Annotated in this window: 18 protein-coding genes; 6 read left to right on the top strand and 12 right to left on the bottom strand. The window is 61.9% G+C overall.

The annotated features are described in order from the left end of the window. Positions 1–4,641: beta strand repeat-containing protein (locus I5S59_RS08870; RefSeq protein ID WP_197876265.1), on the top strand; the 4,641-nt coding region annotated here is incomplete at its 5' end. Positions 4,642–4,828: 187 nt separating this feature from the next. Here the strand turns inward: I5S59_RS08870 and I5S59_RS08865 are convergent. Next, positions 4,829–5,233, bottom strand: a complete 405-nt coding sequence (locus I5S59_RS08865; protein ID WP_164897272.1) for a YbaN family protein — start codon at positions 5,231–5,233, stop codon at positions 4,829–4,831. Next, positions 5,205–5,798, bottom strand: a complete 594-nt coding sequence (locus I5S59_RS08860; RefSeq protein WP_128324251.1) for a YecA family protein — start codon at positions 5,796–5,798, stop codon at positions 5,205–5,207. Before I5S59_RS08860 ends, I5S59_RS08865 begins: the two co-directional genes overlap by 29 nt. 246 nt (positions 5,799–6,044) lie before the next feature. Here I5S59_RS08860 and recQ point away from each other — a divergent pair, with 246 nt between their 5' ends. Together recQ and I5S59_RS08850 are read left to right on the top strand one after the other, a co-directional pair. Beyond that, positions 6,045–8,180, top strand: a complete 2,136-nt coding sequence (gene recQ / locus I5S59_RS08855; RefSeq protein WP_197876264.1) for a DNA helicase RecQ — start codon at positions 6,045–6,047, stop codon at positions 8,178–8,180. Between the two features lie 117 nt (positions 8,181–8,297). Then, positions 8,298–8,732, top strand: a complete 435-nt coding sequence (locus I5S59_RS08850) for a MarR family transcriptional regulator (RefSeq protein ID WP_128324253.1) — start codon at positions 8,298–8,300, stop codon at positions 8,730–8,732. 6 nt (positions 8,733–8,738) lie between these two features. Here I5S59_RS08850 and I5S59_RS08845 read toward each other — a convergent pair whose 3' ends face one another. After that, positions 8,739–10,928 (bottom strand): patatin-like phospholipase family protein, encoded by a 2,190-nt coding sequence (locus tag I5S59_RS08845; protein WP_197876263.1) that lies wholly within the window; start codon positions 10,926–10,928, stop codon positions 8,739–8,741. A gap of 69 nt (positions 10,929–10,997) precedes the next feature. Here I5S59_RS08845 and I5S59_RS08840 point away from each other — a divergent pair, with 69 nt between their 5' ends. Next, entirely contained in the window at positions 10,998–11,282 is a 285-nt protein-coding gene (locus I5S59_RS08840) for a SelT/SelW/SelH family protein (protein ID WP_197876262.1), read from the top strand. Positions 11,283–11,285: 3 nt separating this feature from the next. Here the strand turns inward: I5S59_RS08840 and I5S59_RS08835 are convergent, their stop codons facing one another. The 4 genes from I5S59_RS08835 to I5S59_RS08820 all read right to left on the bottom strand — a co-directional run bounded on the left by I5S59_RS08835 (position 11,286) and on the right by I5S59_RS08820 (position 14,124). Next, positions 11,286–12,170, bottom strand: a complete 885-nt coding sequence (locus I5S59_RS08835) for a DMT family transporter (protein ID WP_197876261.1) — start codon at positions 12,168–12,170, stop codon at positions 11,286–11,288. Positions 12,171–12,247: 77 nt separating this feature from the next. Beyond that, positions 12,248–13,012, bottom strand: a complete 765-nt coding sequence (locus tag I5S59_RS08830) for a helix-turn-helix transcriptional regulator (protein ID WP_197876260.1) — start codon at positions 13,010–13,012, stop codon at positions 12,248–12,250. A 109-nt stretch (positions 13,013–13,121) separates the two neighbouring features. Next, positions 13,122–13,715 (bottom strand): HD domain-containing protein, encoded by a 594-nt coding sequence (locus tag I5S59_RS08825; RefSeq protein ID WP_197876259.1) that lies wholly within the window; start codon positions 13,713–13,715, stop codon positions 13,122–13,124. 97 nt (positions 13,716–13,812) lie between these two features. Further along, entirely contained in the window at positions 13,813–14,124 is a 312-nt protein-coding gene (locus I5S59_RS08820; RefSeq protein WP_197876258.1) for an Mpo1-like protein, read from the bottom strand. A gap of 162 nt (positions 14,125–14,286) precedes the next feature. On the opposite strand from I5S59_RS08820, the gene I5S59_RS08815 reads away from it, so the two are divergent. Beyond that, the gene (locus I5S59_RS08815; RefSeq protein WP_197876257.1) at positions 14,287–15,378 is read left to right on the top strand and encodes an AraC family transcriptional regulator; all 1,092 of its coding nucleotides are present in this window, start codon (positions 14,287–14,289) and stop codon (positions 15,376–15,378) included. Here the strand turns inward: I5S59_RS08815 and I5S59_RS08810 are convergent. Beyond that, positions 15,335–16,789, bottom strand: coding sequence for a TrkH family potassium uptake protein (locus I5S59_RS08810; RefSeq protein WP_197876256.1), 1,455 nt, complete (start codon positions 16,787–16,789; stop codon positions 15,335–15,337). The genes I5S59_RS08815 and I5S59_RS08810 overlap by 44 nt on opposite strands. A 100-nt stretch (positions 16,790–16,889) precedes the next feature. Here I5S59_RS08810 and I5S59_RS08805 point away from each other — a divergent pair, with 100 nt between their 5' ends. Further along, positions 16,890–17,447, top strand: a complete 558-nt coding sequence (locus I5S59_RS08805) for an NAD(P)H nitroreductase (RefSeq protein ID WP_197876255.1) — start codon at positions 16,890–16,892, stop codon at positions 17,445–17,447. Between the two features lie 330 nt (positions 17,448–17,777). Here the strand turns inward: I5S59_RS08805 and I5S59_RS08800 are convergent, their stop codons facing one another. The 4 genes from I5S59_RS08800 to I5S59_RS08785 form a co-directional block, all read right to left on the bottom strand. Further along, positions 17,778–19,112: a sensor histidine kinase gene (locus I5S59_RS08800; RefSeq protein WP_197876254.1), complete on the bottom strand. Its 1,335-nt coding sequence runs from the start codon at positions 19,110–19,112 to the stop codon at positions 17,778–17,780. Between the two features lie 66 nt (positions 19,113–19,178). Continuing rightward, a complete protein-coding gene (locus I5S59_RS08795; RefSeq protein ID WP_128324264.1) occupies positions 19,179–19,592 on the bottom strand; it encodes a Spy/CpxP family protein refolding chaperone in 414 nt (137 codons plus the stop codon). A gap of 119 nt (positions 19,593–19,711) precedes the next feature. Next, positions 19,712–20,389, bottom strand: coding sequence for a response regulator transcription factor (locus tag I5S59_RS08790; protein ID WP_128324265.1), 678 nt, complete (start codon positions 20,387–20,389; stop codon positions 19,712–19,714). A gap of 7 nt (positions 20,390–20,396) precedes the next feature. Beyond that, complete coding sequence (locus I5S59_RS08785; RefSeq protein ID WP_197876253.1) at positions 20,397–20,801, bottom strand: translation initiation factor 2; 405 nt, start codon at positions 20,799–20,801, stop codon at positions 20,397–20,399. Positions 20,802–20,887 lie beyond the last annotated feature (86 nt).

The raw sequence follows: 20,887 nt of genomic DNA, 5'->3' as shown, positions 1-20,887 counted from the left end.
GGCAACGTGCTGACCAACGACATCCAGGGCGCTGACCGTATCGCCAGCGGCCCGATCACCGCAGGCACCTTCACCGGCACCTACGGCACCCTGGTGCTGGCCGCCGACGGCACCTACACCTACACGCTGAACACCAGCGATCCGGACTTCATCAACCTGCACGGCGGCGGTAACGGCGTCGAAGTCTTCACCTACACCCTCAACGATGCCGATGGCGACACCAGCAACGCGACCCTGAAATTCAACGTCACCAATATCAACGACCCGGTAGTGATCCACGGCCTGGACATTTGCGGCGGTGAGCTGACGTTCTACGAGAAGAACCTCAGCGACGGCAGCAGCCCGAACCAAGGGGCACTGACCTCGGGCGGGACCTTCACCGTGGTCGCCCCGGATGGCCTGCACTCGTTGCCCATTGGCGGCATGACCATCGTCAGCAACGGTGTGGTCAGCGACTTCTCGACCCCCTGGACGACACCGTTTGGCAACCTGCTGACCATCCACAGCTTCGACCCGGTCACCGGTGTGGTGACGGCCAGCTACACCTTGCTGAACAACGAAACGCATCCGAATGCCAACGGCACCAACACCTTGGTTGAGAGCCTGGAAGTCGTAGCCGTCGACAAGGACGGCAGTACGGCCAAGGCATCGGCGGACATCAACATTGTCGATGATGTGCCGACAGCGGTTAACGACACCAACGCTGTGAACGCCACCGAAGCGCACCTCACGTTGACTGGCAACGTGCTGACCAACGACATCCAGGGCGCTGACCGTATCGCCAGCGGCCCGATCACCGCAGGCACCTTCACCGGCACCTACGGCACCCTGGTGCTGGCCGCCGACGGCACCTACACCTACACGCTGAACACCAGCGATCCGGACTTCATCAACCTGCACGGCGGCGGTAACGGCGTCGAAGTCTTCACCTACACCCTCAACGATGCCGATGGCGACACCAGCAACGCGACCCTGAAATTCAACGTCACCAATATCAACGACCCGGTAGTGATCCACGGCCTGGACATTTGCGGCGGTGAGCTGACGTTCTACGAGAAGAACCTCAGCGACGGCAGCAGCCCGAACCAAGGGGCACTGACCTCGGGCGGGACCTTCACCGTGGTCGCCCCGGATGGCCTGCAATCGTTGACCATTGGCGGCATGACCATCGTCAGCAACGGTGTGGTCAGCGACTTCTCGACCCCCTGGACGACACCGTTTGGCAACCTGCTGACCATCCACAGCTTCGACCCGGTCACCGGTGTGGTGACGGCCAGCTACACCTTGCTGAACAACGAAACGCATCCGAATGCCAACGGCACCAACACCTTGGTTGAGAGCCTGGAAGTCGTAGCCGTCGACAAGGACGGCAGTACGGCCAAGGCATCGGCGGACATCAACATTGTCGATGATGTGCCGACAGCGGTTAACGACACCAACGCTGTGAACGCCACCGAAGCGCACCTCACGTTGACTGGCAACGTGCTGACCAACGACATCCAGGGTGCAGACCGTATCGCGAGCGGCCCGATCACGGCGGGCACCTTCACCGGTACCTACGGCACCCTGGTACTGGCCGCCGATGGCACCTACACCTACACGCTGAACACCAGCGACCCGGACTTCATCAACCTGCATGGTGGCGGTAGCGGTGTGGAGAACTTCACCTATACCCTCAAGGACGCCGACGGTGACGTCAGCAAGGCGACCTTGACCCTTAACGTCAGCAGCGTGGATCACCCTGTGTCCATTGACGGTCTTGACGTCAAGGGTGGTGAGTTGATTGTCTACGAGAAGAACCTCAGTGACGGTACCAGCCCGGATGAGTCGGCACTGACCCGATCGGGGAGTTTTACCGTGACGGCGCCTGATGGCCTGCAGACCCTGACGGTCGGCAGCATCACCCTGGTCAGTAACGGGGTGGCCAATGGTGTCCCGCAAACGGGTGTGACGCCGATGGGCAATTCGCTGACCATCACCGGCTACAACCCAAGCACCGGTGTGGTCAGCTACACCTACACGCTCAAGGACAGTGAAACCCATCCGGCGGGCAACAGTACCAACAGCCTCAACGAGGCGATCACTGTCACGGCAACCGATGCCGATGGCAGTAGCAAAACAGCCACCATCGATGTGAACATCATCGACGACGTACCGTCGGCGGTAGGCGCTGAACGCTCGGTCACACCAGGCCAGGTCGACTCCAACCTGCTGCTGACCATCGATGTGTCCGGCAGCATGAACGACCCGTCCGGTGTCACCGGGTTGACTCGTTTGCAGCTCGCCAAGCAAGCGATCAGTGCGCTGCTCGACAAGTACGACGACATGGGTGATGTCAAGGTACAGATCGTCACCTTCAGCTCCAACGCCTCGGTGAAAGAAACCAGCTGGGTGTCGGTAGCCGATGCCAAGAACATCGTTGCCGGCCTCAGCGCGGGTGGTGGTACCAACTACGATGCCGCTGTGTCGGGCGCGCAATCGGCGTTCAACACCAGCGGCAAGCTGACCGGTGCGCAGAATGTCGGCTACTTCTTCTCGGACGGTGAGCCATCGACCAATGCTCAAGGGATTGATGCAACCGATGAAGCCGCGTGGAAGGCATTCCTCGATGCCAACGGCATCAAGTCGTATGCAATCGGTCTGGGCACAGGTGTCAACGCCGAGAACCTGAACCCGCTGGCGTATGACGGCAGCACTCATACCAACACCAACGCCAATATTGTCACCGACCTCAACCAGCTCAACTCAGTGCTCACCGGTACCGTACAGGGCGCGCCAGTCACCGGCAGCCTGATGAGTGGCGGCGAGTTTGGTGCCGATGGCGGCTTCATCAAGTCACTGGTGATTGACGGCACTACCTACACCTTCGATCCACTGGGCAAGTCCGGTGCCGGCTCCTATGCCACCAGTGGTGCTGCGGACCGTGGCACCTTCGATACAGTCACCAACAGCATCACCGTGAAAACGGCGCTCGGTGGCAGCATCGTGGTTGACATGGACACGGGCGAGTTCACCTACACACCGCCCAAGGACTCCGGTAGCGGCAAGGTCGAGCAGATCGGCTTTGTGGTCAGTGACAATGACGGCGACACTTCCAGTGCGACGCTGGTGGTCAACGTCTACGCCAACGCCAACCCGTTGGCCGGTGCCGACCACGTCATCACCAACCTGCTGTCGAGCAAAATCACCGTGCCGGCCGAAGCATTGCTGGCCAACGACAGTGATGCCAACAATGATTCGCTGAATGCTTCGCCAATCACCTTCAGTACCGGCTGGGCCGTCCGTGGGGCCGACTTCACGGTGGGCAACTCGACGCCAACTGTCTCCTTTACCGGTACCAATGCCAACACGGCGTCCAACCAGTTGCTGAACCTTTCGCGCAGTTCGTTCACCGGGACTTCGGGGTCAATGACGGCGGCGTTGATTGTCAGCGGCTATCTGGGGGCGGTAAGTAATACCAGTGCCAATGACGAGGACCTCATCACGGTCACCCTCAAGCAGGGAGAAACACTGACGCTCAATCACGATCTCCAGGCCAAAAACAACCTGTTGATGGAGTGGAAAGATGCCAACGGTAGCTTCCAGAGCATTGCCGACGGTGACAGCTTCACCGCCAGCCATGATGGCGTCTATACCATCCACCTGCAGAACCAGACCAATCTCAGTGGCGGCAATGCCAACGCTGCCGAGAACTACCAGTTGAACATGAGCATCAACTACGCTGGCGCGCAGGACAGCACCCCGCAGTACAACGGTAGCTACGGCGTGAGCGATGGACACGGAGGTAGCGGCACGGGCGCTGTAGACATCACCTATCAGGCAGGCGACACACTGACTGGTACCAGCCACGATGATGTCCTGGTAGCCGCCAATACTGCGACAACGCTCAACGGTGGCGACGGCAACGATGTGCTGGTGGGCGGCAATGCCGATGATGTGCTGCACGGTGGTAACGGCAACGACCTGCTGATCGGTGGCCTGGGTAACGACCTGCTCGACGGCGGGGCAGGGATCGATACCGCCAGCTATGCCAGTGCGCCAGGCGCGGTAACGGTCAACCTGAACCTGACCGGGCCTCAGAATACTGGCGGTGCCGGAACCGATACGCTGAACTCGATCGAAAACCTCATCGGCTCGGACTATAACGACACGTTGACCGGCGACAGCAACGCCAACCTGCTGGTCGGCGGCAAGGGCAATGACACCCTGAATGGCGGTGGCGGCGATGATGTGCTGATCGGCGGGCCGGGTAACAACACCCTGTCTGGCGGGACGGGCGCCGATACCTTCCTCTGGCAACAGGGCAATAGCGGACATGACCGGGTGACTGACTTCACCCCGGGCACCGACCGTCTGGACCTGTCGCAATTGCTGCAGGGTGAGAACGCGACCTCGGCATCGCTGGATGATTACCTGCACTTCAAAGTGACCGGCAGTGGCCCCGGCGTGGTCTCGACCATTGAAGTGAGTGCGGTGGCCGGTGCGGCACCGACCCAGACCATCGACCTTGCCGGTGTCGATCTGGCCCAGCACTACGGTGTGACGGCGGGGGCGGGCGGTGTGATTGCGGCGGGGCAGGACACGGCGACGATCATCAACGGCATGCTCAATGATCATTCACTGAAGGTAGATACGGTTTAGCGCTGTTCCCATTTGCGGATAAATCCGCTCCTACAGGTCTGCGATGCACCCCAACCTGTAGGAGCGTGGCTTGCCCGCGAAAAACGATGACGCGGTGCACCAGGGGCACCGCAGTGCCTGGTTCGCCGGCAAGCCTGGCGCCTACGAGGTGGGATTGCCGAATTTACCGGGACGCCGGAAGACTCTGTCAGGACGGTCGACGCAAGGTTTTCTGGCGCAAGATGTAGATGGTTACCAGCACCGCGCTGGTCAGCATGAAGCCGCGTGCCCAAGGCAGAGGCACCAGGTAGCAGGAAAAACCGATGCTCAGCCACATCAGCCCGATTGCATACACCTTGCCTTTGAGCGGAATGCCTTCGCCGCTCAGGTAGTCGCGAATCCACGGTCCCAGCCTGGGATGGTAGACCAGCCAGTCGTGGAAGCGTGGGGAGCTGCGGGCAAAGCAGGCCGCTGCCAGCAACAGGAACGGGGTGGTCGGCAGCACCGGTAGAAAGATGCCGATCACCCCGAGCGCGACGCTGAGCCAGCCGATGGCCAGCAGCAGGTAGCGCACCGCAGCAAACTCAGTGGTGGCGCGGTTTGAGCAGTGCAGGTGCAGGCTTTTCGTCTGGCGCGTGCTGCAACAGGTACAGCGCGGTCAGGGCTTCTGGAATCTGCACGATCATGTCGTCCATCAGGTTGGCATCGCTGGCGATGTCGGCGAATTCAGGCTGTTCGTCGAACAGGCCGGAACCGACCATGATCGGCAGCAGCATCTCGCTGACTTCTTCCTCGGCCGTTTCGAACCAGGCCTCTTCACGCATGAACACGCCTTCCATGAAGCCGATGCACCAGCCGCGCAGGTCGGAATCGTCCGGCTCGTCGCCCAGGTCCAGGTCGCAAGGCAGTTCGAATTCCTCGTCGCTGGCCAGCTGGCGGGCGATGTGCGCCTTGAGCTGGATCAGCGTGGCTTCGATCTCCTGACGCTGGGCGTCGTCCTTGTAATGAGGCTCTTCGGCGAACAGGGCTTCGATCCATTCGCGCTCGGGAACCGCCTCGGTACCAATCGACAAAGCGGTCAGGTAGCCGTGGGCGGCAACGTAGTCCAGCGCTTCTTCGTGCAGCTCGTCGGCGTCGAGGAAGGCTTGCAGGCGGTTCAATTGCTCGGCGAAGGACATTACAGGGCTACCTTGGGAATAAACGATGAGCGAATTCTAGCATCTTGCAGCCCTGGCGAGGCAAAGGATGACGCCTATCGCAGAGCGCCCTGCACGAGGCGGTGCTCGGGTATACTGCCCGGCTTTTGTACCTGGCCATGGGCAAACGCCCGGCCTGGTAAAAGCCGCTTACGCATTTTGGGGTGTGGCGGGGAAGGTTTTCATCCAGCCTGTGGCCAGGATGGTTCTGCGATTTATGGAGTTTTTATGCTCGAACAGGCTCAGCGCGTCCTCAAGGACATCTTCGGCTACGACAGCTTTCGGGGTCGCCAAGGGGCGATTATCGAATGCGTAGCCAAAGGTGGCGATGCGCTGGTGCTGATGCCCACCGGCGGCGGCAAGTCCCTGTGCTTCCAGGTACCGGCGCTGCTGCGCCCGGGGCTGGCAGTGGTGGTATCACCACTGATCGCGCTGATGGAAGACCAGGTGGCGACACTCGACGAGCTGGGCGTGGCGGCGGCATCGCTGAACTCCACCCTGAGCGCCGAGCAGCAACGTGACCTTGCCGGACGGATCCGTCGCGGCGAGGTCAAGATGCTCTACCTAGCACCGGAACGCCTGGTGCAACCGCGCATGCTGGACTTCCTGCGCACGCTGGATATCGCCCTGTTTGCCATCGACGAAGCCCACTGCGTATCGCAATGGGGCCATGACTTCAGGCCCGAGTACCTGCAATTGGGGCAACTGGCCGAGCTGTTCCCCCAGGTACCGCGCATCGCCCTGACCGCTACCGCGGACATGCGTACCCGCGAAGAGATCGTCACCCGGCTGCATTTGCAGAACGCCGAGCGTTTTCTGTCCAGTTTCGACCGGCCGAACATCTTCTACCGCATTGTGCCCAAGGAGCAGCCACGCAAGCAGTTGCTGGCATTCCTCAGCGAGCGCCGCGGCAACGCCGGCATCGTCTATTGCCTGTCGCGCAAGAAAGTCGACGATGTTGCGGCCTACCTGTGTGAGCAGGGGTACCCGGCGCTGCCTTATCACGCCGGCCTGCCGGCAGAGACCCGCGCCGCCAATCAGCGCCGCTTCCTCAATGAGGAAGGTCTGATCATGGTGGCCACGATTGCCTTCGGCATGGGCATCGACAAGCCCAACGTGCGCTTTGTCGCTCACCTTGACCTGCCCAAGTCACTGGAAGCCTATTACCAGGAAACCGGTCGAGCGGGCCGCGATGGCCTGCCGGCCGATGCCTGGATGGCGTACGGCCTGCAGGACATGGTGATGCTCAAGCAGATGCTGCAAAACTCCGAAGGCGATGAGCGGCACAAGCGCGTCGAGCAGCACAAGCTAGATGCCATGCTCGCGCTGTGTGAAGAAACCCGCTGCCGTCGGCAGACACTGCTCAATTACTTCGACGAAGAATTGCCGCAACCCTGCGGGCACTGTGACAACTGCATCGATGGCGTACAGACCTGGGATGCCACCGAGCCTGCCCGTCAGGCGCTGTCGGCGGTGTACCGCACCGGTCAGCGCTATGGTGTCGGGCACCTGGTGGACGTGTTGCTCGGCCGCGATAACGAGAAGATTCGTAATTTCGGCCACGAAAAACTTGCCGTATACGGTGTTGGCAAAGCCCGGTCCGAAGGTGACTGGCGTTCGTTGTTCCGTCAGCTGGTGGCGCGAGGCCTCGCCGATATCGACCTTGAAGGTTATGGCGGCTTGCGCCTGTCCGATACCTGTCGGCCCTTGTTGCGTGGCGAGGTGAGCCTGGAGTTGCGCCGTGACCTAAAGCCGCAGACCAGCAGCAAAAGCAGTGGCAGCGGTGGCAGCCCGGCCAGCCAGCTGGTGCGTGGCGACGAGCGAGAACAATGGGAAGCGCTGCGTGCGTTGCGGCGCAAACTGGCCGAGGAACACGGCGTACCCCCTTACGTCATTTTCCCCGATTCGACGTTGCTGGAAATGCTGCGCAGCCAGCCGACCAGCCTCAGTGAAATGGCCCAGGTCAGTGGCGTCGGTGCGCGCAAGCTTGAGCGCTACGGCGAAGCGTTCCTCGACGTGCTGGGCGGTGCGGCCGAGGCCCCGCCACAGGTCGCCGACCTGCGTCACGAGCTGACCAGCCTGGCCCGCGCCGGCATGACCCCGGCGCAAATCGCCGGGCAGCTCAACTGCAGCGAGAAGAACGTCTACAGCATGCTTGCCGAAGCCATCGGCCGCCAGCAGCTGTCCCTCGAGCAGGCGCTGGACTTGCCAGAAGACCTGCTCGGCGAGGTTCAGGATGCCTTCCTCGATGGTGAGGGTGAACTGCCGCCAGTTTCGGCGATTGCCGAGCAGTTTGGCAGCCGTGTGCCGGAAGGGGTGCTGTACTGCGTGCGGGCTGCGCTGGCCGCGGAATTCGGGATGTAAGCGGCCATCTGTCATCATTTATAACGATTGTCAGCCGGATCTCGTCCGGATGAGTCTTGCCTGATGCGCAGGAGCATGGTTAGCTGACTAATAATTAGTTCTGATGATGAGTTTTCTATGCCGTTGACCGATCAACACCGCTTCGGAATGCAGCTGGCCCATATGTCACGAGGCTGGCGCGCCGAACTGGACCGCCGCCTGGCCGGGCTCAACCTTTCCCAGGCTCGCTGGCTGGTGCTGCTGCACCTGGCTCGTTTCGAAGAGGCACCTACCCAGCGTGAGCTGGCCCAGAGCGTCGGCGTCGAAGGCCCGACCCTGGCACGTCTGCTCGACAGCCTTGAGTCCCAGGGGCTGGTACGTCGTCAGGCGGTGCTGGAAGACCGCAGGGCAAAGAAAATCCTCCTGTGCCCCCCGGCCAAACCATTGATCGAGCAGATTGAAACCATTGCCAATGCCTTGCGCATCGAGCTCTTCGAAGGCGTCGACGAAGAAGAACTGCGCGTGTGCATGAAGGTTCACGCACGTATTCTGGCCAACCTGGAAAAGTCCTGAGCGACCTCAGAACGTGTTTCCGAGGTTCAGGTACAACGCCTGCTGGTGCTCGCTGTTGGTCCCGTAACTGAAGTTCAGTGGCCCCAGTGGCGTCTCGAAGCCGATGAAGACACTGGCTGCATTGATGTAGCCACTGTCGAACTCGTTGTCGTTGTTCCAGGCACGCCCGCGCTCCAGTGACCCGCCCAGGTACAACGGGAAGTCGAGGGGCAGGTAGGCGCGCGGGGTCAGCCGACGGTAGTAGACCATGCGCATCAGGCTGACGTTCTGTCCGGATACCGAGTCCTGGCGGAAACCGGACAGTTGCCTGGCGCCTCCCAGCACGAAGCTTGAGGTGACCACTTCGGCGTCATCCAGGGTGCGTCCGTATTGTCCGCCCAGCACCCAGGTATTCGGGCCGCTGCTCAAGGCCTTGTCGAGCTTGAACGCCCACTGCCGGTAGCGTTGGTCGGAGCCCAGGCCTTCGTCGTACTGGCGCATGATCAGGTTGATGTCTTCACCGTTGTGGGGGAAGTAGACGTTATCCAGGGTGTCGAAGGAGTATTTGAGCTCGTAGAAGCCTTCGTTGAAGCTGAAGCTCGGCAGGTCCTGGTCGCCGATGCGCACGTCGGCCTTGCCCCAAGCCTGGCCCACCCCGAAACGTACCTCACCGCTGTTGCCGATCTGGCGTCCCAGGTTCAAGCCGAAACCGTAGCGTTCAAGGCGGTATTCGGCGACCGGATCGTCTTCCAGGGTAGCCTCGATATTCTGTGAACCCAGGTCCAGATAGGGCGCAACAAAGTAGCGCGAGCCGGCATCCAGGGGTTGGTAGAACTCGCTGTACAGCTCCTGCTGATCGCCAATCTGTGCCCGCGTCAGCCACTCGGCGCCCAGCTCATTGATACCGTTTACGCGGTAGCTGGCGCCTATATTGAAAGCGCTGTCGCCCTGCAGGTCGTCTGACAGGTTCAAGCCGAGGCGCAAATAGTCAGTACCGCCGCGGCGGCCACGGGCGTTGATGACCAGGGTGTTTTCCTTGCCCTTGTGCACCACCCGGTATTGCACCCGGTCGAAGTAGTCGAGGCCGTACAGGGTGCCCATGTCGGTCTGCAGGCGCCCCAGCTCCAGGGGTTCGCCGATGGGCTGGCGAATGTAGTAGCGGATCACGTCGTCGCTGACTTTCGAGTCGTTCTCGATCCTGATCGCATTAATGACGGGGGTGCGCTGGCTCGGCGAGCGCGCGACATCCAGCTCGGCATCGGTGTTGTCGGGGCGCTTGAGGGCTGCCAGGCGCAGGTCCAGTGCCTGGGCAGCGCGGTAACCTGCATCAATCATTTCCTGGGCGCGGCCGAAATCGGTGACGCCAAAACTGGCCAGCGGCGGCTGGATCAGAATGTCGTCGCGATGCAGTTGTGCCAGTTGCTCTTCGGAATTGCGCCGGGTCATCAGGGTAATCGACTGATTGAGCACGTCGACCACCGTTGCCAGTTGCTTGCGGTTGCGCAGCGGCGAACCGATGTCGACCACGATGGCGACATCGACGCCCATCTCGCGGGCAACATCCAGTGGAATGTTGTCGACCATGCCGCCATCGACCAGCAGTCGGCCATCGAGCTCGACCGGTGCGAATACGGCGGGAATCGACATGCTGGCGCGAATCACCTGAGGCAGGTGCCCGCGACTGAACACGACTTTTTCGCCGCTGGCGATGTCGGTGGCCACGGCGCGAAAGGGGATTGCCAGCTTGTCGAAGTCACGGGTGTCACTGGTATGCGCGAGCAAGCTTTCGAGCAGCAGCGCCAGGTTCTGCCCCTGAATCACCCCCAGCGGCAGGCCAAGGCTGCCGTCATCGCGGAAACTGAGCTTCTGTTTCACCAGGAAATCGCGGTCGTCCTGCTTGCGCCGGAACGGCACATCCTTGCGCGGCGGTGCATCCGACAACGCCTGGCGCCAGTCGATTTCCAGGGCCAGGCGCTCCAGTTCATCGACCTTGTAGCCAGAGGCATACAGGCCCCCGACCACCGCGCCCATGCTGGTGCCGGCAATCGCATCGATCTTGATGCCCTGTTCCTCCAGGGCCTTGAGCACGCCGATATGAGCAAGCCCCCGGGCCGCGCCGCCGGAGAGTACCAGGCCGATTTTCGGACGTGGTGGCTCGGCGGCCAGCAGGGGCATGGCGATGACGGTCAACAACAAACTCAACAGCAAGCGGCGCATCATGGCTCTCGGAGCTAAGGCAAAAGACCGCTAGTATAAGCGCGCCCGTCCGTCAGGAGTCCTTTCCCCATGAATGTCCACAAAGCTGAAATTGTCATTACCTATTGCACCCAGTGCCAGTGGCTGCTGCGTGCCGCCTGGCTGGCCCAGGAGTTACTCAGCACGTTCGGTGATGACCTGGCGCGAGTGGCCCTGGAGCCTGCTACCGGCGGTATTTTCCGTGTTACCTGCGACGGCGTGCAGATCTGGGAGCGCAAGGCCGATGGCGGCTTTCCGGAGGCCAAGGTGCTCAAGCAACGGGTGCGTGACCAGATCGATCCGCAGCGCGACCTTGGGCACAACGACCGCTCCTGAGCTTCAGCTTTCGACTGCAACTGTCTTGGCTCCCTGATTGCCAGCCGCCATGCGGCTGGAAACAATAATGGCAAGAATGATCAGAACGCCGCCCAGGAGCATGCGCAGGGTCGGGATTTCGGCAAAGATCAGCCAGGCCATGGCAATGCCGTAGACCGGCTCAAGGGCAAACACCACCGCGGCGGTACGCGCCTTGATCACGGCAAGGCTGGCAACGAACAGGCTATGGGCGACGCCCGTACAGAACACCCCCAGCAAGCCAATCCATAACCAGTCCATGGCTGCTACATCGGCCAGTGCCGGGGCGGCCGCCGGCAGCAGGCACAGGGCAACCACCGCGTTCTGGCACAGCGCCGCCTGAACTGCCGGAATGCGGCCGCTGGAGGCGCGGTTGGTCAGCGACAGCAACGAGAACAGCAAGCCTGACAACAAAGCCCAGAGCAGGCCGCCGGTGGCCTGGCTGGCCAGGTCGAAATCCGGAGTGACCAGCACCAGGCCGATGCTGACCAACAGCACCAGGATGATTTCGTTGCTACGAATCCGCTCGCGAAACAGCAGCCCTTCAAGGATCACTGTGAATGCCGGAAAGCTGGCAAAGCCCAGGGTGGCAATGGCAACACCGGCAACTTTTACCGCAATGAAGAAACTCACCCAGTGCCCGGCCAGCAGCACGCCCCCCAACAGCAGTCGACGCCAGTCCTGGCCTTGCAGCGGTTGCCAGCCTTTTTGCATCAGGCGGGCGAACAGGCCGAGCGCCAACACCGCAAAAGCCGCGCGGCCAAACACGATGACGGACGGCGCCGCCTGGGCCAGTTTGCCGAAAACGCCAGTCAGGCCGAAGAACAGCGCGCCGATATGCAGGGCGCCAAGGGCAGTGCGGTGGTTCATGGTGATCCTTGTGGTAGGCAAGACAGCCCGGCCAGTGTACGAAGCCGTGCAGGTGGCTGTCTGTCGCGGTCCTCGCGTCAGTTGTCGCCAGACTCTTGGCGTAGTGTCCGGGGTGCACAACCAAAGGCCTTGAGCATGGCGGCAGAGAATGCGCTTTGCGAGCTGTAGCCAACCCGGTTGGCGATTTCACCGATCGCAAGGTCGGTTTCGACCAGCAGCTTGCGTGCTTGCAGCAGCCGCCGTTGGCGGATGTAGTCCATGGGCGTCATTGCCGCTTCGGCGATAAACCGAGCATGCAGGCGCGCGCCGGACAACCCGGCCAGGCGCGCGAGGTCGGCCACCTGCAAGGGGTACGCGGCGTTCTGTTCGATATGCGCATCGAAGCGCGCAAAAGGCAGGCGCTTGGGCAGCGGAGCAGGCACCGGAGCCGCGTTGAGGCTGGCCAGCAACAAGACCGCGCCTTGCTGGGCTATCAACGGGTCGTTCACCGGGCTTGTGGCCAACCAGTCGACCAGTTGCTGCTGGCGGGTATCCAGGCTGAGCGGGCCGTGATGTTCGAGCAGTCTTCGGCTGGCCTGGGCGTGCTCCCCCAGGCTGTTGTCGAGCCAGTTGTCGCCGGGTACATCAAGGACCAGGCAGTGACTGCCCGAGGCACTGCCGCAGGTATGATGGGCGCCGGACGGTACGACCATCAGGCCTTGGCGTTCAACCCGGGCGCCACGGCCTTCCAGCTCGAAGTCCAGTTGCCCGCGAAGGCCGAACACCAGTTGCGGGTGTTCATGGCTGTGGGCAATCAGGTCGTGGCGGTAGTGACGCAGGGAAAGTATCGAGCCGCTGCTCATTGCGGAGTCCTCCAAGCAGTGGCGGCAGTGTACAGGGTTGCTGGAGCACCTGGCATGTCATCGGATCGACGTTGACTGGTTATGTTCAGCGTCACTGAACGTCGCTAAATCAGGCGTCTTCTGCCATCGCTTGCAGCGCTGCCTTGTAGATCGACTGGCGTGGCTGGGCGAACAGGCGCTTGAGCATCGGCTCGAAAAAGCTCAAAGGCAGGCTTTCATACGCCGGGTCGAAGGCGGCGGCATCGTAGAGGGCGCAGAACTCGATGGTCTGCTGGTATTGCGGGTGGGGCAGAAATTGCTCGCGCAGGTGCCGGTCCATGCCTAGGTGATGAAAGAAGTAGTAACCCTGGAAAATCCCGTGTTTTTCCACCATCCACAGGTTTTCCGGGCTGACGAAGGGCTTGAGGATGGCGGCGGCGATATCGGGGTGGTTGAAGCTGCCGAGGGTGTCGCCAATATCGTGGAGCAGAGCGCAGACCACGTATTCCTCGTCACGTCCATCGCGCCAGGCGCGAGTGGCGGTTTGCAGGGAGTGGCTGAGCCGGTCGATGGGGAAACCGCCGAAATCACCGTCGAGCAGTTGCAGGTGCGTGAGGATCCGCTCGGCAAGCTGGCTGGCATAGGCTCTGAAATCATTGGCAATGATCGCCCAGTCCTGCTCGGTACCTTCTTGCATGTGCGTGAAGCGGGCCAGCTGATTCATCGGCATTCCAGAGGCAGGGGCTGTCAGTCCACTCTACCCGGGCGGTCAATCGAGGCAGTGGCCGCTGAAGACGCGTTTCTGGCCTTGTGGGCCTAAATCAGAACGACACCTTGCCGCGCAGCATGTCGCGGTACATGGCGAAATCACCAATGAGGCTGTAAAGCGGGTGCTTGAAGGTGGCGGGGCGGTTCTTCTCGAAAAAGAAATGGCCGATCCAGGCAAACCCGTAGCCGGCGAAGGGGATCGCCAGCAACAACAGCCATTTGCCGCTGCCGATGGTGAAGGCCAGCAAGGCGATTACCAGGCTGGTGCCGACAAAGTGCAGGCGCCGACAGGTGGGGTTGCTGTGTTCTTCCAGGTAATAGGGGTAAAACTCGGCAAAACTGCGAAATTGCGGAGCGTTGTTCACGATGTAGCTCCTTAAAGCTAACGATACAAGTGAAGATACACGGCATGGATCCAAATCTGAGTCTAGAGTGAGTAAAAATCGCGGGCAGTGACAATGGGCGCCATTTGAGTATCCTTTGAGTTCGCCGCAGGAGCGGTCAGTTCGAACAAAAAGAAGCCGGCCATGAGCGAAAGAACCACGTCAGCAAGCTGGGCATCAGGGATCGTCAAGGCACTCGAGCTGGAAGGGCTGGATTGCCGTGCAATGTTCAAACAGCTCGGCCTGGATTTCGCCGCGCTGGACGACCCGGATGCACGTTTTACCCAAGATTCCATGACCCGTCTGTGGCAACTGGCCGTGGACCTGTCTGGCAACCAGGCCATTGGCCTGAACATGGCCCGGGTGGTGCGCCCTGCGTCATTTCATGTGGTCGGTTACGCCTTGATGTCGAGCCGGACCCTGGCCGAAGGTTTCGAGCGGCTGGTACGTTACCAGCGTATCATCGCCGAAAGCTCTGACCTGAGCTTTCGTCTGGAACCCGACGGCTATGCGTTGATCCTCACCGTGCATGGCGACCATCTTCCTCCCACCCGGCACAGTGCCGAAGCCTCGCTGGCCTGCGCCCTGTCGTTGTGCAGCTGGCTCAGTGGGCGGCTGATCCAGCCGCGGCGGGTACTGATCCAGGGACCGCAACCGGCTGACCTGACGCCGTACAAGGTGGCGTTTCATGCGCCGCTGATATTTGGCGCCGCCCACGATGCACTGGTGTTTGAACGTGCCGACATGGAGGCACCGTTACCGACAGCCAATGAGGCGATGGCGACGCTGCATGACCGCTTCGCGGGTGAGTACCTGGCGCGCTTTTCCGAGAGCCGGGTGACCCATCGGGCACGTCAGGTGCTTTGTCGTGTGTTGCCCCAGGGGGAGCCCAAGCGAGAGATGGTGGCCCAGTCCCTGCACATGTCCCAGCGCACGTTGCAGCGGCGGTTGCAGGAGGAGGGCACCAGCTTCCAGACCTTGCTCGACGACACCCGGCGTGAACTTGCCGAGCAGTACCTGGCGCAGCCAAGCATGACCCTGCTGGAAACCGCTTATCTGCTCGGCTTTGCTGACCCAAGCAACTTTTTCCGGGCGTTTCGCCGCTGGTTCGCGGTCACGCCCGGTGAGTACCGGGCCCGCATGTGCAGCGGCGTGGTGGTGACAGAGCCCGAAGAGGCGAGCAATGAACCGGTCAGTGACGCCAGAACGCCGGCATACATAGCACCAACACCGTAATGATCTCCAGGCGTCCGAGCAGCATGCCGAAGGCCAGGATCCATTTGGCTGCATCCGGCAGCGTGGCAAAGTTGCCGGCCGGGCCAATGGTCTCACCGAGGCCCGGGCCTACACCCGAAACCGTGCTGGCGGCGCCGGTCAGCGCGGTCATCCAGTCGACCCCGAGCAGCGACAGCAGCAGGGCGATCACGCAGATGGTGATGGCGAAGAAGAACGAGAAGGTCAGGATCGAGCGGACAATCTCTTCATCCAGGCGGTGGCCATTGTATTTCTGCTTGATCACTGCCCGTGGGTGGATCAGCTGATTGAGGTTGGCCTTGAGCAGGATGTAAGCCACCTGGAAACGAAAAATCTTGATCCCGCCCGCCGTGGAGCCCGAACAGCCGCCGACGAAGCCCAGGTAGAAAAACAGCATCAGCGAGAAGTTGCCCCACAGGCTGTAGTCGCCCAGGGCAAAACCGGTGGTGGTGACGACCGAGGTGACGTTCAGCGCCACGTGACGCAATGCGTCGAGCCAGTGCAGGTCGGTGGTTGCCCAGTACCAGGTGCCCAGCACCAGCCAAGTGGCCACCAGCATGGCCAGCAGCCCCTGAACCTGCTGGTCCTTGATCAGTGCCTTGCGGTTGCCGCGCAAGGTGGACACATACAGCGCAAAGGGCAAGCTGCCGAGAATCATCACTACCACTGCCACCCAGTGCACGGCCGGCTGGTCCCACTTGGCCAGCGACTGGTCGGAGGTGGAGAAACCGCCGGTGGAGATCGCAGACATGGCATGGTTGATCGCGTCGAACACGTTCATCCCCGCCAGCCAGAACGCCAGGCCGCCCAGAGCGGTAATACCGACATAAACCGCAACGATCGACTTGGCGACCATGTGCGAGCGCGGCATGACCTTTTCCGAGCGGTCCGATGATTCGGTCTGGAACAGGCGCATGCCACCGATGCGCAGCAGCGGCAGGATCGCCACGGCCATGGCGATAAAACCGATGCCGCCGAGCCAGTGCAGCAGCGAGCGCCACATCAGGATACCGGGGGACATGGTGTCCAGCCCGCTGAGGACGGTGGCGCCGGTGGCGGTGATGCCGGACATGCTCTCGAAGAAGGCGTCGGTGTAGCTGATGTGCTGGGTCAGCAGGAACGGCAGGGCGGCGAAGATGCACACCACCAGCCAGCTGCTGACCGTCAGCAGGTACATGTCGCGCGGACGCAGGTGGACGTGCTCGGGGCGCCCCGGAATGACCAGGGCGAGCCCGCCGACAAAAGTGATCATGCTGGCCCAGAGAAACGAGGGCAGATCGCTGGTGCGATCGAAGATCACCAGGGTGGCCATGGGCACGACCATGCTGATCGCCAGGGTGATCAGGAAGATGCCGATGATGAAACCAATGATCCTTAAGGTCGGCAACGCCATGTAATCTGCTCTGACTCGTAACGGAAGGGCGCCATTCTACCTATGGGCCTTTTTAAGTAAACGCTAGAATAGCCGCACATTTCTTTTCAGGGGGTAGCCGATGGAGGCTCTCGACGCATTGCTCAACCGTGTTTCCGTACCACGCCTGGTGGAGCCCGCGCCTAATGCCGCGCAGCGCGAGGCCCTGTTTCAGGCGGCCTTGCGCGCGCCGGACCACGGTCAGTTGCGGCCGTGGCGCTTTCTTACGGTAGAAGGTGAGGGGCGCGAAAAGCTTGGCGCACTGCTGGCTGAAGCCGTGAAAGTCGACGGTGACGCTTCGGCGGCAGCCCTCGACAAGGCCCACGCCATGCCACTACGTGCGCCGTTGCTGATCGTAGTGATTGCGCGTTTGCAGGATCACTTCAAAGTGCCGGTATCGGAGCAGCGCCTGGCGGCCGGATGTGCTGCCCACGGTATTTTGCTGGCGGCCCATGCGCAGGGTATCGGCGCGGTCTGGCGCACCGGTGAGCTGTCGTACAGCAAGCATGTGGCCAAAGGCCTGGGGCTGGCTGACAACGAAGAGATCATTGCCTTCCTGTACCTGGGGACGCCGTTGAACGAGCCGCGTACGGCGCCGGTACAGGCCACGGCTGACTTCGTCAGCGCCTGGGGGCAGTAACCCCACCTCCCTTGTGGGGTAGGCCAGATTTGCCGGTGATCGAGCACGTAGCGGTCGCAGGCCCTTGCAGCCTGCACGGGCCTCGGGGCTGCTGCGCAGCCATCGCCGGCAAGCCTGGCTCCTACAGGTCCGGCCAATGGCTTCGAGGCTGGCAACAAACCCTCCCTGCGGGTGATTACCCAGGGTCAGGCCATGGCCTGCAGTGCCTTGTGGGAGCCAGGCTTGCCGGCGATCGAGCGCGTAGCGGTCGCAGGTCCTTGCAGCCTGCACGGGCCTCAGGGCTGCTGCGCAGCCATCGCCGGCAAGCCTGGCTCCTACAGGTTGTAGGGGTCAGGCGCTACCGGGCCCGGCCAATGGCAGTTCGAGGCTGGCAACAAACCCTCCCTGCGGGTGATTACCCAGGCTCAGGCTGCCGCCATGGCGTTCTGCAGCCTTGCGTGCAATGGCCAGGCCCAGGCCATGGCCTGCAGCGCTTTGCCCCGGGGCGCGGAAGAACGGCTCGCCCAGTTGCGCCAGGTGCTCTTCGGCAACGCCCGGTCCATGGTCGCGCACGCTCAGGGTGATCTGCTCGTTACCGCGCACAGCGGTGATCTCGATGGGCTGCCCCGGTGGGTTGAAGCGCAGGGCATTGCGCAACAGGTTATCCAGCGCACGCTCAATCAAGGTCGGCCAGCCTTGCAGGGTCAGGCCGGTTTCCTGATGGAGCTGGATCTGTTGCTCAGGCGCACTCAACTGAGCGTCCTTGTGCACGGCGTGTACCACCGCATCCACGTCCACCGGCTCGGCGCGGGTCTGTTCGGCATCAACACGGGCCAGTACCAGAATCTCGCTGATCAGCGCTTCCAGGCGATCGCACTCGCGCGTCAGGCGGGGCCACAAGGCCTGGCGATGTTCCGGCTCGGCGCGTTCGGCCAGGGCCAGGGCAATGCGTAAACGTGCCAGGGGCGAGCGCAATTCATGGGAGACATCGCGCAACAGCTGGCGCTGGCTGCCGATCAGGCTTTGCAGGCGCGAACCCATGCGGTTGAAATCGTTGGCCAGCACGCCGAATTCGTCACGCCGGTTGGCCAGTCGCGCCAGGCTGTTCTGTTGGTATGAGGTCTGGCCCAGGTCATGCACCGCGCTGCGCAAGCGGCTCAGCGGGCGGGTGATGGACAGTGTCACCAGCAAGCTGAACAAGGTCAGTACCACCAGGGCGATGCCGAGCGCGCTGAGGGGCCACATCAGGCTGTCGCGATGCCAGGCGTCCAGTTCCGGGTGCGGGATGCGGTAGATCAGCAGGTAGGTGTCACCGCTTTGCGCGCTGGTGTATTCCTCGGTCAGACGGCGCCAGGGCAGGCGCCGGTCGTCGTTGTTGCGACGCGCCTCGAACGCTGCAGCACGACGCGGAAAGGTCCCGGGGACCACCGCCTCGCCACTGTCGTTAAGCACCTGCACATCGATGTTGTAACGGTGCTTGCGGTGTTCCAGAAAATGCTGGGCAGCTTCCGGCCCTTGCTGTTCATAGCGCTCGGTCCAGGTCTGCGCCAGGGTGTTGAGGCCCGGATGGCGGCTCAGGATCCACGCGTCCTGGTTGAGCATGTGCCCGAGGAGAATCGACAGGCCGGCAACCAGGGCGATGGCTAGCCAGAAACTGGCCAGGATGCGCCAGAACAATGAACGCAAGGGAGGCTCCTTTTACGGCAAAAAGCCCGGCCTGCGCGAAGGCAGGCCGGGCGGATGGCTGACAGCTTACTGGGCCTTGGCAGCTTTTTCAGCTTTCCAGGTCTTGAACTCGTTCCATTCGGCGCGCTGGGCGGCACGCTCTTTTTGCAGCTCGTCGAACTTCTTCTGCTGGTCAGGCTTGAGCAGGGCGCGGATGTCGGCCTGGGTCTTGTCCTTCTTGGCTTGCAGCTCGTCTTTGAGCGCCTTCTGGTCGGCTGCCGGGAGTTTTTCCAGGTAGCGCTTGGTGATTTCCTGGCGGCCTTTCATCTGCTCGCCCATCAGCTTGCCGATTTGCTGGCGTTGTTCACGGCTCAGGTCCAGCTGGGCGAAAGGCGCGTCACCGCGGTGGTGATCGCCGTGGCGAGGGCCGCCTTCTGGCATGGCCATGGCGACGGTCGGTAGTGCGGCAGCGAACATCAGGGCGATAAGGGTCTTGCGCATGGTGTCTCTCCTTTCTGAGGCCGGTGGTTACCGGATGTGCTCAGTTTAGGGAGATCAAGGTCAATGGCGGTCAGGCAAGGGTAAAGCTTCGGTAAAGATGCCCGGACGCCGAACTGACATTACAGGCTGTAGTAATAGCCACGGCTGCGCAGGGCGACGATGCGCGGGCGACCGTCGGGATGTGGCCCGATCTTTTTGCGCAGGTTGCTGATATGCATGTCCAGGCTGCGGTCATACAGGGTGAGTTTGCGGCCCAGGGCGATTTGCGCCAGTTCCTGTTTGTCCAGCGGTTCACCTGGCTGGCGCAGCAGGGCTTCGAGCAAGCGGCTTTCCGAGAGGGTCAGGGTCAACTCGTGTTCGTCGATGCTGACAACGCCGCGTGCCGGGCTGAAGCACAGGTCACCGACTTCCAGCTGGCTCGGTGTGGCGTTGGGGTGGCTGCGGCGCAGTACCGCGCGCAAGCGTGCGGTCAGTTCACGTGGGTCGCAAGGCTTGGCCAGGTAGTCGTCGGCACCCAGCTCCAGGCCCAGGATGCGGTCCAGGGGTTCGCCACGGGCCGACAGCATGAGCACGGGCAGCTCGGCATGCTCGCTGCGCAGTTGCTTGAGCAGCTCCAGGCCGCTGCCATCGGGCAGCATCACATCCAGTACCACTGCGGCGGGGGGCTGCTCGCTCAAGGCCCGGCGGGCGCTCTGGCCGTCGTGGCAGGCACGTACCACGAAACCTTCCTGGCTCAGCCAGCTGCCGAGCAGCTCGCAGAGTTCCTGGTCATCATCAATCAGTAACAGCTCGCTCATGACTCACTCAATTCAACCATTGCCGACGCTTTCTGTGTCCGCCACTGGCAAAGATACCGCAGACTGCAGCCAACAGGGCAACTGCGCCACCAATCAGGAACCATTGTTGCTGGTCGGTGATCAGGCGTTCAGGCGCGCTGGCCTGGAGTTCCTTGAGTGCCATTTTAAGGCGCTGGTTTTCCTGGCGCAGGCGGGTGAGCTGGGCGCTTTCACGTTCGCTGTCGGCGTTGTGCAGTTGTTGGGCCAGCACGTCGCGCTGGCGCTCGCTTTCTTTCAGGCGTTGTTGCAGCTCGGTGATCTGGCTGCCGGCACTGAGCGACAGCGGCGTGCTGGCGGCAGCGGGTTCTTCGGCCAGGGCGAACGGGCTCAGCAACAACAGGCACAGCAGCAGGGACAACGGACCTTGACGCATGGGGACTCCTGATTCTCGTCGATTCGGCAGGTTGTCGGCTGCAAGACGAGAATAATGAGCAGTTACGTCAGTAAAAAGGGGGGGAG

This window comes from Pseudomonas alkylphenolica (assembly GCF_016009175.1).
Taxonomy (GTDB): domain Bacteria; phylum Pseudomonadota; class Gammaproteobacteria; order Pseudomonadales; family Pseudomonadaceae; genus Aquipseudomonas; species Aquipseudomonas alkylphenolica_B.
This window is presented reverse-complemented; position numbering and strand designations above follow the sequence as displayed.